The organism is Vibrio sp. T3Y01 (assembly GCF_013114525.1).
Taxonomy (GTDB): Bacteria; Pseudomonadota; Gammaproteobacteria; order Enterobacterales; family Vibrionaceae; genus Vibrio; species Vibrio chagasii_B.
Genome location: NZ_VTXJ01000022.1, coordinates 33330 through 47931 on the forward strand (window position 1 = coordinate 33330; position 14602 = coordinate 47931).

11 protein-coding genes are annotated in these 14602 nt (G+C 45.3%); 2 read left to right on the plus strand and 9 right to left on the minus strand.

The window, feature by feature from the left end; translation table 11 throughout:
* Nucleotides 1–81: 81 nt before the first annotated feature.
* The 8 genes from phnD to F0232_RS19765 all read right to left on the minus strand — a co-directional run bounded on the left by phnD (nt 82) and on the right by F0232_RS19765 (nt 10475).
* Nucleotides 82–1122 carry a phosphate/phosphite/phosphonate ABC transporter substrate-binding protein gene (gene phnD, locus F0232_RS19730; protein ID WP_102425933.1) on the minus strand — a complete coding sequence of 347 codons (1041 nt, stop codon included), beginning with the start codon at nt 1120–1122 and terminating at the stop codon, nt 82–84.
* A gap of 255 nt (nt 1123–1377) precedes the next feature.
* The gene (locus tag F0232_RS19735) at nt 1378–2598 is read right to left on the minus strand and encodes a glycerophosphodiester phosphodiesterase family protein (protein ID WP_105057924.1); all 1221 of its coding nucleotides are present in this window, start codon (nt 2596–2598) and stop codon (nt 1378–1380) included.
* Nucleotides 2599–2867: 269 nt separating this feature from the next.
* The gene (locus F0232_RS19740) at nt 2868–4220 is read right to left on the minus strand and encodes a sigma-54 dependent transcriptional regulator (protein WP_105057923.1); all 1353 of its coding nucleotides are present in this window, start codon (nt 4218–4220) and stop codon (nt 2868–2870) included.
* Nucleotides 4217–6190 (minus strand): ATP-binding protein, encoded by a 1974-nt coding sequence (locus F0232_RS19745; protein ID WP_105057922.1) that lies wholly within the window; start codon nt 6188–6190, stop codon nt 4217–4219. The genes F0232_RS19740 and F0232_RS19745 overlap by 4 nt, the downstream gene beginning before the upstream one ends.
* 300 nt (nt 6191–6490) lie before the next feature.
* Nucleotides 6491–7477 (minus strand): N-acetyl-D-Glu racemase DgcA, encoded by a 987-nt coding sequence (gene dgcA / locus F0232_RS19750; protein ID WP_105057921.1) that lies wholly within the window; start codon nt 7475–7477, stop codon nt 6491–6493.
* A 57-nt stretch (nt 7478–7534) separates the two neighbouring features.
* Nucleotides 7535–8542, minus strand: a complete 1008-nt coding sequence (gene dgcN / locus F0232_RS19755; RefSeq protein WP_171750959.1) for an N-acetyltransferase DgcN — start codon at nt 8540–8542, stop codon at nt 7535–7537.
* 161 nt (nt 8543–8703) lie between these two features.
* Nucleotides 8704–9600, minus strand: coding sequence for a LysR family transcriptional regulator (locus F0232_RS19760; RefSeq protein ID WP_105058829.1), 897 nt, complete (start codon nt 9598–9600; stop codon nt 8704–8706).
* A gap of 83 nt (nt 9601–9683) precedes the next feature.
* Nucleotides 9684–10475, minus strand: a complete 792-nt coding sequence (locus tag F0232_RS19765; protein WP_105058828.1) for a helix-turn-helix domain-containing protein — start codon at nt 10473–10475, stop codon at nt 9684–9686.
* 162 nt (nt 10476–10637) lie between these two features.
* On the opposite strand from F0232_RS19765, the gene F0232_RS19770 reads away from it, so the two are divergent.
* On the plus strand, nt 10638–11789 hold the full coding sequence (locus F0232_RS19770; RefSeq protein ID WP_105058827.1) for an MFS transporter: 1152 nt from the start codon (nt 10638–10640) through the stop codon (nt 11787–11789).
* 222 nt (nt 11790–12011) lie between these two features.
* Here F0232_RS19770 and F0232_RS19775 read toward each other — a convergent pair whose 3' ends face one another.
* Complete coding sequence (locus tag F0232_RS19775; protein ID WP_008216600.1) at nt 12012–12527, minus strand: RNA methyltransferase; 516 nt, start codon at nt 12525–12527, stop codon at nt 12012–12014.
* A gap of 275 nt (nt 12528–12802) precedes the next feature.
* On the opposite strand from F0232_RS19775, the gene F0232_RS19780 reads away from it, so the two are divergent.
* Nucleotides 12803–14464, plus strand: coding sequence for a methyl-accepting chemotaxis protein (locus F0232_RS19780; protein WP_105058826.1), 1662 nt, complete (start codon nt 12803–12805; stop codon nt 14462–14464).
* Nucleotides 14465–14602: the final 138 nt, after the last annotated feature.

Genomic DNA, 14602 nt, shown 5'->3' on the forward strand with positions numbered 1-14602 from the left:
TACCCGCGAGGGCATAGATACTGGTACCAATCGTAGTAAGTAACTAGTATTGGTTGAGGTAAGTGTTCAGAGAACTAAGGGTTAGCCGTTGTTTGCTTGTTTCGCTAACTCAGCGGCTTTTTTCTTTGCGCGTTTAGCAGCGTCTTTTTCAGCCAGTTTTTTCAAACCTGCTTTGGTGTAAGCCGTGCCTGTCGCATGAGCGATATCACGAATTACGCCCCACTCTTCCTTATAGCTGATTGGCGAGAAACGGTCTGCACCTTTGAATGATGCACTCATCTCTGGTGTGAAGCGGTAGCTGAAGAAGGCTTCGTTGATCTTCTCAACTAGCTCTGGTTTTAGGTTGTAAGCGTAACCGAAAGCAGACGTAGGGAATCGTGGGCTGCGGTAGATGATCTTAAGCTCAGAATCATCAACACGACCTGCAGCTACCATACGATCGTACACGTCAGATGCCACAGGTGCTGCATCATAGTCTCCATTGAAGACACCTAGGATAGATTGGTCGTGTTTACCTGAGTACAGCACTTTGTAGTCTTCATCTGGCACTAACCCTTTAGCTGGGAATAACGCACGAGGAGCTAGGTTGCCAGAGTTTGATGATGCAGAAGTGTGTGCAACCTTTTTACCTTTTAGATCAGCCATGGTGTTGATGCCACTGTCTTTGCGCACAATGGTGATCAGATTGTAACCTTGGAAACCAGACTCATCGCCTTTCACTGCAATTGGAACGTAACCCGCTAGGTTAACCGCGTAACCAGTTGGACCCGTAGAGAAACCAGCAACGTGCAAACGACCAGAACGCATCGCTTCTACTTGTGCAGAGTTCGAGTGCACGGTGTAGTAGATCACTCGCTTACCTGTGATTTTACTTAGGTGAGCTTGGAAGTCGGCAAACGCATCTTTGTATAGCGCTGGGTCTTCTACTGGTGTGTAGGTAAACACAAGTGTGCTTGGATCATTCCATTCATCTGGGTTCTTTGGTGAGTCTGCCACCAAATCTTGGTTTTCATCACAGTATCGATCGTCTAACACACCACGGCTAGAGCAGTCGCTTGCCATAGCCATTGAAGGAAGTAGTAATGAGCTAGCGATTAACAGTCCTTTAACACTGATTTTCATATTCAAACCTTACTTTTACTTATTGTTGAAAGTCGCCTTCACTATTGCAGCCTTTATGCCATATTTTTATTCTTTTAAATTCAACAACTTAACGAAAATATCAAATTCAACAATCTATTTTGAGTCATTCATGTCCAACCCAAAAGCTTACATTTGGGTCATTTATGTCCCATCAATTTTAACGGTAAAAAAAGAGCCCGAAGGCTCTTTGGTTCACTACTTTTTCTCTTAGTATTCTTCAATAATCCAGATAACTTAGGCGTCGCTGTCCATGCAGTTTGCGTAGTAAGTTACCGTTGCAGGCCAGTCGCTGAATACGCCCATCACACCTACATCTTGTGCCAACACATCGAGCATTTTCATCATGTCGCCATCATTGTTGATGCCATCTTTCACGCTCTTGTAGTACCAACCGCCGCCTTGCGCTAGTGGGCCTGAACGTTCCAGAGTCCATGCGATAATCTCGAGGTCTGCATCTTTAGCGAGTTTGGCGTAGTTAGACGCAACCAGTTCATTGTTCTCATCTAAATCAACCAGAGCAAACAGGGGCGGCGCGATGATGTTTACACCCGCATCGTGCAGCTCTTTCATGTTCTCAACAGAAGCGACAAAGTCCGCTTGCTCGTAAACACGGTCATCAAGATAAACGGCTTGTTTACCGAATTGGGGTGCTGCTTTGATCCAGTACTTCACATCATCTAGGTTGAACGATTGCAAGTAAGTCTCTGAAGGTGCAAAGCCCGCATCTTTTAGTTCATCCACCAGCTTTTGCGCGTACATCTCTTGGCTGAAGCCATTGAAAGGCATCTCAACCGCTGCCGATTTCAATTCAGGTGTCACTTTCACACCGTGTTCTTTAAACAGCGCCGCACTTTCTGCGTGCGTCATTAACGTCCCGCTCTGGCTGTATAGATCCGTTCGCCAACCCGGAGTGCCGTTCATGTACTCTTCGACTGTGGTTGCTTTCGGGTTCGCTCCATCCATTTTTCCTTTTAACGTCTTAAACTCCGCTAGCGTGAAATCGGAAGTACGACACTCAACCTGAGCATCTTCGCCTGTCGCAGGGTTCGCCGGTTTAAATGGAACTGAACACTTCTTAGCAAGCTCTGGGTGAGCCAATACATCGGTTGTGGTGTGCAGGTCACTTTGAGAATGTCGACACACCAATTCCTTATCTTTAGTGAAAGTAACATCACACTCTACGACACCGGCTCCCATCTGAATCGCCGCTAAGTAAGACTCTTTAGTGTGCTCGGGAAACTGCATTGCAGCTCCACGATGCCCAATAGAAAAATTACTACGATGAAAAGGCCCTTCGCTACAACTGAGCAGCTTGGTTTTCAAAGGGCTCTCGTCCATATTGTTGACTAAAAAGAGGGGACGAGGACCTAGGTTTGCTGACTCTGTCGCCGCCCATGCTGTTATTGAGCTAACGCCGAGTATCAGAGCAATCGAACCTTTCAGTATTTGCTTCATGTTTGTATCTCCTTGCAACAAGCAATTATTTTTCTAATTTCCTTAATCCGGTCATTTCTATTTTTCTGATATGACCTCATGTGGGCTGATGCCACAATGTTGGGATTGCACGCTTTGTGCCAAATGTTAAAACTCTTTTATTACAATTACTTGAAACAGTTAATCATTCGACTAAATGATAAATGGGTCATTATTGTCTTGTGCTTTTTCTTCCGCTTTGTCTTTTGGTTTATGTTTGCTCTTTGCTCCTCAAGAACCAAGTTAATGAGTTAGGCTTTAAAGCTCTCTTTATCCAACTGGTGTTTCTTCATTTTTCGATAAAGCGTTTTTCGGGGCAGATTCAGCTTGCTTGATACCTCATTGATATTGCCTGCGCTCTCTATCAAGGCTTCGGTTAATACATTTCTCTCGTACTGATCCATCTGCTTTTCAAAGGCGAAATCTTCCCCAGTCGATTCACAAATCGGTGATTGAAGATCAAAGCCATCGCCGACAATACCGAGTACAAATCGGTCGGCAACGTTACGCAACTCACGCACATTTCCTGGCCATTCATGTCGGCACAACTGTTGTATCTGTTCGGGATAAATCGTCGAAGGACGCGTCTTGTATTTGTGGCTCGCTTGAATCACAAAGTGGCGGAACAACACCTGAATGTCCTCTTTGCGTTGGCGGAGTGCCGGGAGGCTAAGGCTGGCAATATTTAAGCGATAGAAAAGGTCGGCTCTGAATTCACCAGATTCACTGAGGCTTGCGAGGTCAGCTTTACTCGCGGCAACCACCACAATATCGACAGGTATCAATTCATTACCGCCCACACGCTCGATCACTCGTTCTTGAATCACGCGTAGCAACTTAATCTGCACTGCAATCGGCATACTTTCAATTTCATCAAGAAACAGAGTGCCGCCATTGGCTTGTTCTATTTTTCCGATGCGTTTCTTATTGGCACTGGTAAACGAGCCCGCTTCATGACCAAACAGCTCACTCTCAATAATGCTCTCTGTCATGCCACCACAGTTTATTGCGACAAACGGCTTTGTCTTACGACGACTAAACTGATGCAAGGCGCGAGCAATCACCTCTTTGCCAGTGCCTGTCTCACCGTTAATGATGGTATCGACGCCAGTATGAGAGAGCGCAAGCACTTGCTTACGTATGGTATCCATCGCTTGCGATTGACCGATAACCACAGATTCAATCGGTAGTTCTGTATCCTGATCGTCGTCTAACGTTGCAGGGCTGTTTTGCTGACACTGTGCCAACGCCAAGTCGAGCTTTTCTACCAACTCACTGGCATTGAGGGGCTTTTCCAGAAAATCGAACGCTCCTAATTTCATAGCCTCGATTGCCATCGGAATATCACCATGCCCACTCATCAGTAATACAGGAACATTGGCTGCGCGATGTTGGATTGAACTCAACAACGTAAGCCCATCCACTTGTGGCATCCGAACATCACACAACACCACCGACTGACTGTTTGCGTTCAGGGACTTTAGACCAAGGTTTGGGTCGGTAAAGCTAGTGACACGAAAACCCTCGAGTTCCAACATTTCACTCACGGCTTCAACGACGTCGGTTTCATCGTCGATAAGAACTATGTGTTTTTCTGAAGTCATGAGTCTGTGCCTTTTGGTAGAGTGACGATAAACGTGGTGCCTTGGTGTTCAACCGATTCGACGTGAATCGAGCCGCCAAAGTCTTTAATTATGTTGTATGCGATAGACAAACCGAGCCCGAGCCCCTTACCGGTTGTCTTACGGGTATAAAATGGGTCGAACAGATAAGGAATGTCCTCTTCGGGTATTCCTAATCCATTGTCCTTAACTGCAATTTGAATAGTGTTCGGATACTCTTGAGTGGAGATGCTGAGCTGGGGCCGCTCCCTGTGTTCAACGGCATCCAACGCATTGCTGATTAAATTAACCAGCACCTGCTCTAAGCGAATGCTGTTGGCTCGAACCATTTGATCGCTTTGTGGGAAATACTGAATTGACACCCTACTCTGCCGAGTTTCAAAGAGAGCGATCGCGTCATCAATCACCTTATCCAACTCGACATTATCAATTTTGCCATCGCTCTTACGCGAAAATGCCTTCAAGTGACGTGTAATCGCAGCCACTTTATCTAACAAGATCTCAATCTTTTTCAGGTTCTCTTCTGCTCTGTCTGGCCTTTGCTTACCTAACCATAATTGAGCACTTCGAACGTGACTGTTTACTGCGGTCAGAGGTTGATTGATCTCGTGAGTAATGCCGACACTTAACTGCCCCAACGCGGCCAGTTTTCCAGCTTGAATGAGCTCATCCTGAGTAACACGCAGCTTGGCCTCGGCTAAGGTACGTTCTTCCACCTCTGCCTCCAATTTACGGTTGGTTTGCTTGACGACTTTGGCGGTGGTTTGAAATACCTTTAAGTACTTAGCCATTTGCGTCACTTCGTCTTTGCCACGAATCGCGACTTCGGTATCTAAATGGCCCGTAGAAATCGCGAACATGTTGTCTTTAAGCTGTAATAGCCTTTCCAAAATACTCTTGCGCACATAGAACCATGAGATAGCCGCGGCAGCTAACACACTAAAAAGAGAGAGAAAAAGTGACAAACGTTGGTTCGATTGCAAAGAGTGTTGCGCCTGCTGAATCGACTGATCAATATTGCGGTTCACTTGGCTAGTGTTACGTTCGATTTGTACCGTTAACTGATTCAAATGCTCACGGCTGTTTTGTAAGAAATATTGCTCTTGATAGAGATGATCGAGCGCTTTGTTTTTCAGCCCATACAAGCTGCTATCACTTGAGGCTAGGTTGTAAATCACGGTAAGTTGATTGTCCAATGTTGGAAAATCACTTCTTAGATCGCCACTTACCCATAGCTGCCACCATTCTTCTCCAACCTGCTCAAGTCGTAAACTGGTGTAATCCAGCTCATTAAAACTGGCGTCGTTATACAGTTTTTCTACCAAGCCTAATTGGTAGTACAGCAGGGATTTTAATTGCGTGAATTGAACCTGCTCTTTGGCTGAATCAGGCAAGCTATCGAGTGAATCACTGGCTTGCTGCAATAGCGGGTAAAAGCCTTCGAGTAGATTTCGAAGTTCTTGGTTGAGCTGTTCAGATTCAATCTCACTTTGGTACAACAGACTGAGGCTATTGTTAACTTGAGCAATAAGATCTTTAAAATAGGAGTGATAATCCGGAAATTGCACCATAACGCTATTCATAACTGAAATAGCATCTTCAATTTTAAGCATCGCTTGTTTACGCTCTAAATTGGATTCCGCATCACTGAGTTGAGATGAGGTTGTGATAATGACACGCACCATGTCATTTAAGCGAGCTGCGTTATCTAAAGCGGGGATTTCACTCTCTTTTAGCTCAACAAGGCGTTGATTTAGGTTATCAAAGGTGAAACTGGAGACTACCGAGAGGAAGATTGTAGTCATCGATAACATGGCTAACGCCAGCACCAAACGCAGCTCTATGCCTTTCCAGCCAAACCACTTACGACGCGGAATCTTGATCGGAAATGGACGTTCAAAACGGTCCTTGTTGTCTATCACCTCTGAGACACGACTACTCACTCGCCCCACCTTCTTCTCATCAAAAACCAGTAGTAAAGGTCAATGATTCAATCAGTTAGGTGGTTAGCCCGACTTAAAGCCACTTCAAATAGTTTTAGTGAAACTATGAAAACAAGAGTAATCATTAACATTTCACATAAAACACCATAACAAGTATTTTATAAACCCCAGACTGTCTGTTTTGAGAGAGAAGAAGGTGACTTCACCGACAGAAACGTGATTACTCTATCATATTAAAAAAATCGCATAAGCTTTCACCTATGCGATTTCATCAATATCACGTCAATTTAATAGCCGAGACTCAACGAGTTAAAGAATGATCATCCCATCTCGATAAGTCAGTGCTGGCGACACGTCTTGACCAAGTAATACAGGGCCGTCGAGGTCGACAATTTCAGATTGCACAGCGATTGGCAGCGCTGCACGCATGGCCAATGAAGTGCCAAGCATACAGCCCGACATAAGAGTGAAGCCAAGCCTTTGCGCTTCTTCGGCAAGTGCTAACGCTTCTGTCAGACCACCGGTTTTATCAAGCTTGATGTTGACCATTTCATACTTGCCCAATAGCGACGAAAGCTGCGACGTGGTGTGGCAGCTTTCATCAGCACACAGTGGGATAGGATGCTTGATGTGTGCCAACGAGGCATCATGCTGCTGTGGTAGCGGCTGTTCTATCATCGCCATATCAAACTCAGCCAATTGGTTAAACAGTTCTTCAAGATTCAGCCCTGCCCACGCTTCATTGGCATCCAGTACAATTTTAACCCCAGGAGCCGCTTCTCGGACAGCGCGCACACGCTCTACTACTTGCTCACCATCAAGCTTCACTTTTAGAAGTTTCGCACCGTTCGCCACATAATCTCGAGCTTGTGTTGCCATCGCTTCTGGTGTGCCAATCGAAACTGTCATTGCGGTAACAATCTGCTTAGGTAACTCGAACAAGCTATTCGGAAAGATCTGGTCGTTCTGCTGCGATTGATAATCCCAAAGCGCACAATCGATAGCATTACGCGCAGCCCCTCCAGTCAATAAAGACTGAAGATAATCTCGTAATTCTTCAGGATCGGTCATACCACGCTCAAAAGCCGTTTCAAGAGAGCTAGAAGCTTGTTGAATTTGCGCCAACACAGACTCGGGTGACTCACCATAACGTGGGTAAGGTGTACACTCACCTTGCGCTTGTTTACCATTATGCTCGATGTAAACGCGAACAACATGACACTCTGTTCGGCTGCCTCGAGAGATGCGAAAAGGCGTTTGCATCGCGATAGTAATAGGTTCTGCAGTAATCTTCATAATTTCACTCGGTTGATGTTCGCTTTAACAAATGGAAACGTAGAAATGATGAAATCGTTAAAGTGAATGTCGCAAATGATCAGTAATGTGTTGTACACCAAATCGCACCGGATCCGTCACGGGCACTTGATAAAGTGTGGTCCATTCTTGGCACAATGTCTCAGCCTCTTCAATGCTAATCGCCGATGTGTTCAGGCAGATACCCACCAGCTTCACATCTGGACTTGTCAGTCGCGCAGCTTGTAAATTAGCGTCAATCGTCTGTTCTATCGTTGGCAATTTGGCATGCGGAAGGTTGCGAATATGTGGTCGCCCGACTTCATGACATAAAACCAACGCATCAGCTTGCGCACCATGCAATAAACCCAAACTCACGCCTGCAAAAGAAGGGTTAAATAAAGAGCCCTGCCCTTCAATGATGTCCCATTCGTGATCATTAAAATCTGGGCTAATCGCTTCAACCGCACCAGAGATGAAATCTGCCACCACTGCATCAATCGAAATACCGCTGCCTTCAATCAAGATGCCAGTCTGCCCTGTCGCTTTGAATTGAGCAGATATTCCCGCTTCTTTAAGCGATTTTTCTATCGCCAATGCAGAAAACATCTTGCCTACCGAGCAATCGGTTCCGACAGTGAGCAGACGCTTGCCTTGGCGAAGCTTGCCATTACCAACGTTTAGAACACCATCAAAATGGCGCACATCATGAAGCTTAGTCAATCCTCGCAGCTGCATGTCAGCAAGCGGTGAGAATTCACTCAAGCGCTGGTGCATGCCGGATGCAATCTCAAATCCCATTTCTGCAGCGGCTAATATCGTAGGTTGCCATGAGTCAGGGATAACGCCGCCCGGGTTTGCAGTGCCAATCACGAGCGTTTTCGCTCCCTGCGCTTGTGCCTGTTGCAAGGTCAGATCCGTCAAGCCAAGAGAAACGGTCTCTTCTGTTAAACGTAATTGACCAAGGCAGATTTCTGGTCGCCACTGATGAATACCACGAGCAGTTTTTGCAGCCAGAGGGTCAGTAACATCCCCAAGAAAAAGAAGGTAAGGTTGAGCGATAGACATGTGTATTCCTAATTAAGAAGTCCTTGTATGGATTTACCTTAATTAAGAAGTTGAGCCCTGCCGAATGCCTATTTATCGCGTGCCTATAACATGATGTTATGGGTAGCTGATGTTATGGGTAGTAATTGGAGACGGTAAACTAATCAGCTAACAGCACTTAGCTAATAACATGAGCGCTGCAGTGCTGAAATGAACTGTTTAGCTGCAATCGACTGTGGCGTATGTTCTGCGCATAGAGTCGATACTGAGAAAGTAATAGCTGGTTGAAGCGGCAACACACAGACTGCATCGTCATTTTGATACTGTTCTGCCGTCCACGGATCAACAATCGCAAACCCTGCTTGGTGCTTAACCAGCTCCGCTGCAGCGCTGTATCCGCGTACCGATATTGGATGATGATAATGCTCATCTCGCGCAATCAAGCTTTGATGGAGCAGCAAACCCAAAGGGTCACGACTATCAAGCCCGATGATTGGTAACGGATAATTGATTAAGTCATCAAGGGTTAACTCTGTCGGTAGATGCTCTACAGTGTTAGATGGAACTAGAACCTGAAGGGATTTGGTTAATAGCGTTTCTGACAATATCGCTGGCGGTGCTTCGTCTCCAAATGCGATAGCAATATCAAGCTCATGCTTTAATAGCCCAGCACATAGTTCGTCACGGTTGGCAGTCAGCAATTCAAAAGAAAGCTCTTGTTTACTGGAATATTGCTCACGAGACATTTGGGCGACTACCGGAGTCAGCAATTTGGTCGCTAGAATCGGCGGCGCACCAATACGTAAGTGCTGATGGCCTTGCTTCACTTTGTTGGTCAAAGACCGAAATTGGCCTAATTGTTGGTAGACCTTCTCCGCTTCTGGTAACAAGGTTTTCGCTTCAACCGTTGGCACCAATCGCCCTTTGACACGCTCGAACAAGCCAAACCCCAGCTGCTGCTCGGTGTGCGCCAAAATACGCGTCACATTAGGCTGGGACACATGCAAGCTTCGTGCGGCTCCAGATACGGTTCCGGTCTGCATAATGGCGTAAAAGACTTCCAGTTGTCTTAGGTTCAAATTGATGTCCTTGTGATTCTCGAGCGCAATTAAGCCACTAGACTAACATATACATTGCTATTAAAGGCTGACATAAACGAAGGTTACATAGTCTCCGCGTTGGATGTGTTGGTCATGTAATTCATTGGTGTCATGCCTGTTTTCTGGCGAAAGAAATGAATAAATGCACTGTCACTGGAGAACTCCAACCTATCGGCGACATCCGATATGCGCATGCCACTCGACAGCAATTCAATCGCGCCCAACAAGCGCCACTGCTGCCGCCAACTTTGATATGGCATTCCGGTTTCCCTATTAAAGATCCGAGTGATCGTCTTTTCGCTCGCTCCAACAACCTCACTCAACTGTGCCAACGACGGTGCCATAAAATCTTGATTATCAATATCAGATAACCAAGATTTTAGGCGATGATCTTGAGGTAACGGCAAAGACAGATACACCTCTTGCGAGTCGTTCAGCTCTTCGATAAACAAATTCAACGTATTGATTTGCTCACTATTAGGCTTATCGAATGCCCAAAATGCCATTCGCTCTATCAAGACTCTCATTAACGCCGTGATATCGAAAATCATCACACCTCTTGGTAAGCGCTCTGACAAGGATTGATCAAAGTACAGCGAGCGATACTGAGTAATGTTGGTCATCTGAGCATCGTGTTGAACGCCTTTCGGGATCCATGCCGCCCTCATTGGGGGTAAGACATACTTCACATCTTCCAATGTGATTGTCATGCATCCGTGCTTCGAAAACAGTAACTGGTCTTTTTCATGAAAATGTATGCCGGAAGCGTGATTAGAAACCTCAGCAGCAACACCAACCACTAACCCGTTATGGTCGTCTGCACAAAAGTCATCTTGTTCTGAAATCAATGCCATTTAGCAGCTTGTCCTTATTTCGATGTTTTATGTCCAAATCTCATTATAAGACATTAGCACATCATGCCTAGAATAGTACCTGTTCTGTTATCCCTCTGATTAAGAGGTTCAGGAAATAACTAAATCATTACGATGTTAATTAGAGGTATTTGAAAACAAAAAATGAACAAGATTATTGGAAAAATTTCTATCCCATTAGCGGTTGTGTTGCTGATGTTTCCACAAATAGTAGAAACCATGTATAGCCCGGCTCTGACTTCTGTAAAAAACCATTTTGGGGTTAGCAGTAGCGAAGCGGCACAAGCGATGTCTATATTCTTCATTGCTTTTGCATTCGGAGTCGTATTCTGGGGGCGCATGTGTGATGTATTAGGAAGACGAGTCTCTACCTTACTGGGGTTAGTCGTCTTTATCGTTGCAGCTCTGTTTACCATGTTAGCGCCGACATTCACTTTAATGCTCACGGGCTTTGGCTGCTGTGCTTTTGGTGCCGCTGTTGGTTCTGTTTGCACACAGACTATTATCCGTGATGGTTATCAAGGTAAAGAACTCAGCCACGTCTTCTCGATTGTGGGTACCTCTATTGGGATCAGCCCTGTTGTTGGGATGTTGGCTGGTAGTTGGTTGACGTCTGTGGGTGGCTATAAATGGGTATTCATGGCGATGGTGGTACTTGTGGCTATCTTACTGATTTGGTCACTAGGTAAACTGCCAGAAACAAAGCCTGCAAATACAAAAAGAGACAGCCTAATCTCTGTTGCTATAAAAATGCTTACCGATGCACACATCTGGTACGTAACGTTAATGGTTGGGCTATTTAATATAGCGCTATTCTCGTACTACAGTATTGCCCCGTTTATGTTTGAGCAATTAGGGGCAAGTGTGAACTTTTTTGGTAATACCGGTTTTATTCTTGCGATGGGGTCAGTATTAGGCTCTGTTATTAATATGAAGCTAATTCGCATGCATTTAAGCCATGACAAAATTGTAGCGTTTGCGTCTTGCCTATTACTGATTGCAGGCATTGGTGTGTTTATCATGCAGGAATCCGTTTGGTTCTTCATCCCAATGGTATTTGTATCGTTATCATTTGGCCTTGCGTTACCTAATTTGCTCAGTGGCGCTTTGACTAAATATCACGACCATTTAGGCAGTGCCGGAGCTCTATTAGGCCTGTTTTATTACTTGATTATTGGCTTTGGCTTACACAGAGCAGCCGAGTTCGCCGACCTAGCATTGACGCTTTTGGCTTGCGCAATTGTCGCCATTGTATTGGTTGTCATGCACACACTGCATCAGATGAAGCGTCAATAGCCTTACCTCTTAAAACAAAAAAACCACCTTTTTAGGTGGTTTTTTTATTACTGACATACATTAACTAATATAAAGGCAACTCAAATGACAACATTACTTTATATCGCGTTATCTATTGCGGCCATCTTCTTCATATTTGCCATCGCTAAATATATTTTAAACCTGTTTCTCTTCGACTTTAGCGATATTGAGTTTTAAAAATATCTAACCACGAGCGTCAGATTAGCACTTCTCTTTGATCACTAAATGGTTGCGATTATCACGGCTTTTCTTAATCAGCTCGTTGCTCTCGTCCATTTCATCTGACTTAGCAAGGCGATCATAAAGCAGCACATTCACGGTTGCGGCCAAGTTCATGCAACCCACCGTTGGAACGTACACCACGTGATCTGCTCTATCGGCAACGTCTTGAGTAATAGAACCATCTTCTGGGCCGAAAATGTAAATCGCATTTTCTGGGTGTTTAAAACGTGGTAGTGGTGTAGCACCTTCCGCAAGTTCCACACAAACAATCTTGGTTTCAGGATCAAGGTTATCTAAAAACGACTCGACACCGGTCAGTGGGATGGTGCGCGTTGCACTCTTGGTATCGGTGTGGAATTTAGCGGCTTTTTCGTAGCGTTGCCCTGTGTATTTAACTTCATCGACCTGATAACAACCAGCCGCACGCATAACAGCACCAACGTTTGTCGGGCTCTTCGGGTTAGTTAAACCAATAGTCACATGGCTTTTGTTCATGAATCTTTCTCACTTAACGAATAGACATAGCAGGGTGCTACAAAGCGTCGCATTCTAACAAAGCAACGTCGAATTCAAAAGCATCGAAACAGATGAGTCGCATCTCCTTTAAGCCCCTAGTTGCAAGGGGTGTCACATCAAAAATTTAACCGCCATCATATTTATAAAACAAAAACACTCTAGGGTAACAATTAAACAACAAGCCCATTTACATTTTGAAACCACATTAATAATGTGTTGAAAATTGCATGAGACAATCACACAGGAAGCGTGACATGACCCTAACCATCAAAAACCGCCTTTATATTCTCTCTTTCATTCCACTGCTGCTGATGGCAATCGGGATGATGAGTGTGACGTATATGAAGAGCACCGAGCTAACCGCACAACAAGTAGAATCGACGCGTAGCAATATGATGGCGATGAAAGAAAAGGAACTCAAAGCGTATCTGCAAATGGCCCAGTCTTCTATCAGCCCGTTCTTAGAAAGAGGTGCAACATTAGAAGAGGCCTTGCCAACCTTAAGAACACTCGAGTATGGCGAATCGGGCTATATCTTTGGTTACGACTCTAAAGGTGTGAGAGTGGTCGTCGGACAGAATACGGATGGCATTGGCAAAAACTACTACGACCTACAAGACAAAAAAGGCAATTACCTGATTCGTGACCTCATCAAGAACTCAAAGCTTGGCGAATTCACGACTTACTATTTTCCGAAACTTGGTCAATCTGAAGCACTACCAAAACTCAGCTACTCGATATTCATTCCACAATGGGACTTGATGCTCGGCACTGGTTTTTATACTGACGATATTGATGCAGTCATTGCCGAGATGAAAGAGAGTTCAAACGCAGCCCTTCAAAGTTCATTGACTGCGATCGCCCTTTTCTGTGGCTTGATCGCCCTAGTGGTTGCCGTGTTCGCTGTTGCTGTGAACCGTACCATCATGAAGCCGCTAGAACAGTTTGATCATTCAATTAGCGCATTCGCAAGTGGTGAAGCCGACTTAACGGCACGAATGGAAACCTTCAAAGCACCGGAATTCGCAAAGCTCAGCGAGAACTTCAATGCTTTTGTTGCTAGCCTTCAAACCATCATTCGCAGCGTAAGCGATGTTGGCCAGCAAGTGGTGGCTGAGACAAGCAGCATGTCTTCCCGCGCGGCACAGGTCGACGAAATTGCCACCGGTCAGCGCAAAGAAACAGAACAAGTTGCTACCGCTATGACAGAGATGACAACAACGGCGCAGGAAATCTCAAGCAACGCTAGCCAAGCCGCGGATTCAGCCAAGCTTGCAGAAAGCAATGCCAAAGAAGCTCAACAGATCGTAAACGCAGCAGCTGATTCAGTAGCCGGCCTAGCGAGCGAAGTATCTGAAGCCAACACCGTGGTATCTCGTCTAGAAGGCGATGTACAAAACATTTCCTCTTCGTTGGCTGTCATTCAAGACATTGCCGAGCAAACTAACTTATTAGCACTGAATGCCGCAATTGAAGCAGCTCGTGCAGGTGAACAAGGTCGTGGTTTTGCAGTAGTCGCCGATGAGGTTCGTAAGCTGGCAAGCCGAACTCAAGAAAGTACGGGCGACATTCACAAAATGATTGAACAGCTAAAAGCCGCTTCAGACGCTGCAGTCAAAGCGATGGATTCAAGCCAAAACCGCAGTGCTCAAACGGTAGAAGAAGCTAATGCTGCAGCGGCTGCATTGGCTAAGATCCAAGAGTCGATCGATACCATCATGGACATGAACTCACTGATTGCTACAGCAACTGAAGAACAGAACATTGTTGGCCAAGAGATATCTCAACGTATTGTCGTAATATCAGACCAAAGCTCTCAATCGGCATCACTAGCCAATCAAAACCGTGCTGGTAGCCAAAACCTCAATAACCGCGCGAATGAGCTCTACCACCTAGTGGATCGTTTCACGGTCTAACCTTTATCCTCTAAAATAAATTCGGGCTTTAGGTTCCCCAATCTGAAGCCCGAATTTCTCAGTCTCAACTCAAACCTTCCCCCCGTTCTTTGTTCTTCCTTTTTCATCAGCTTTAAGTGCCAATTTACAAAAGTCAGT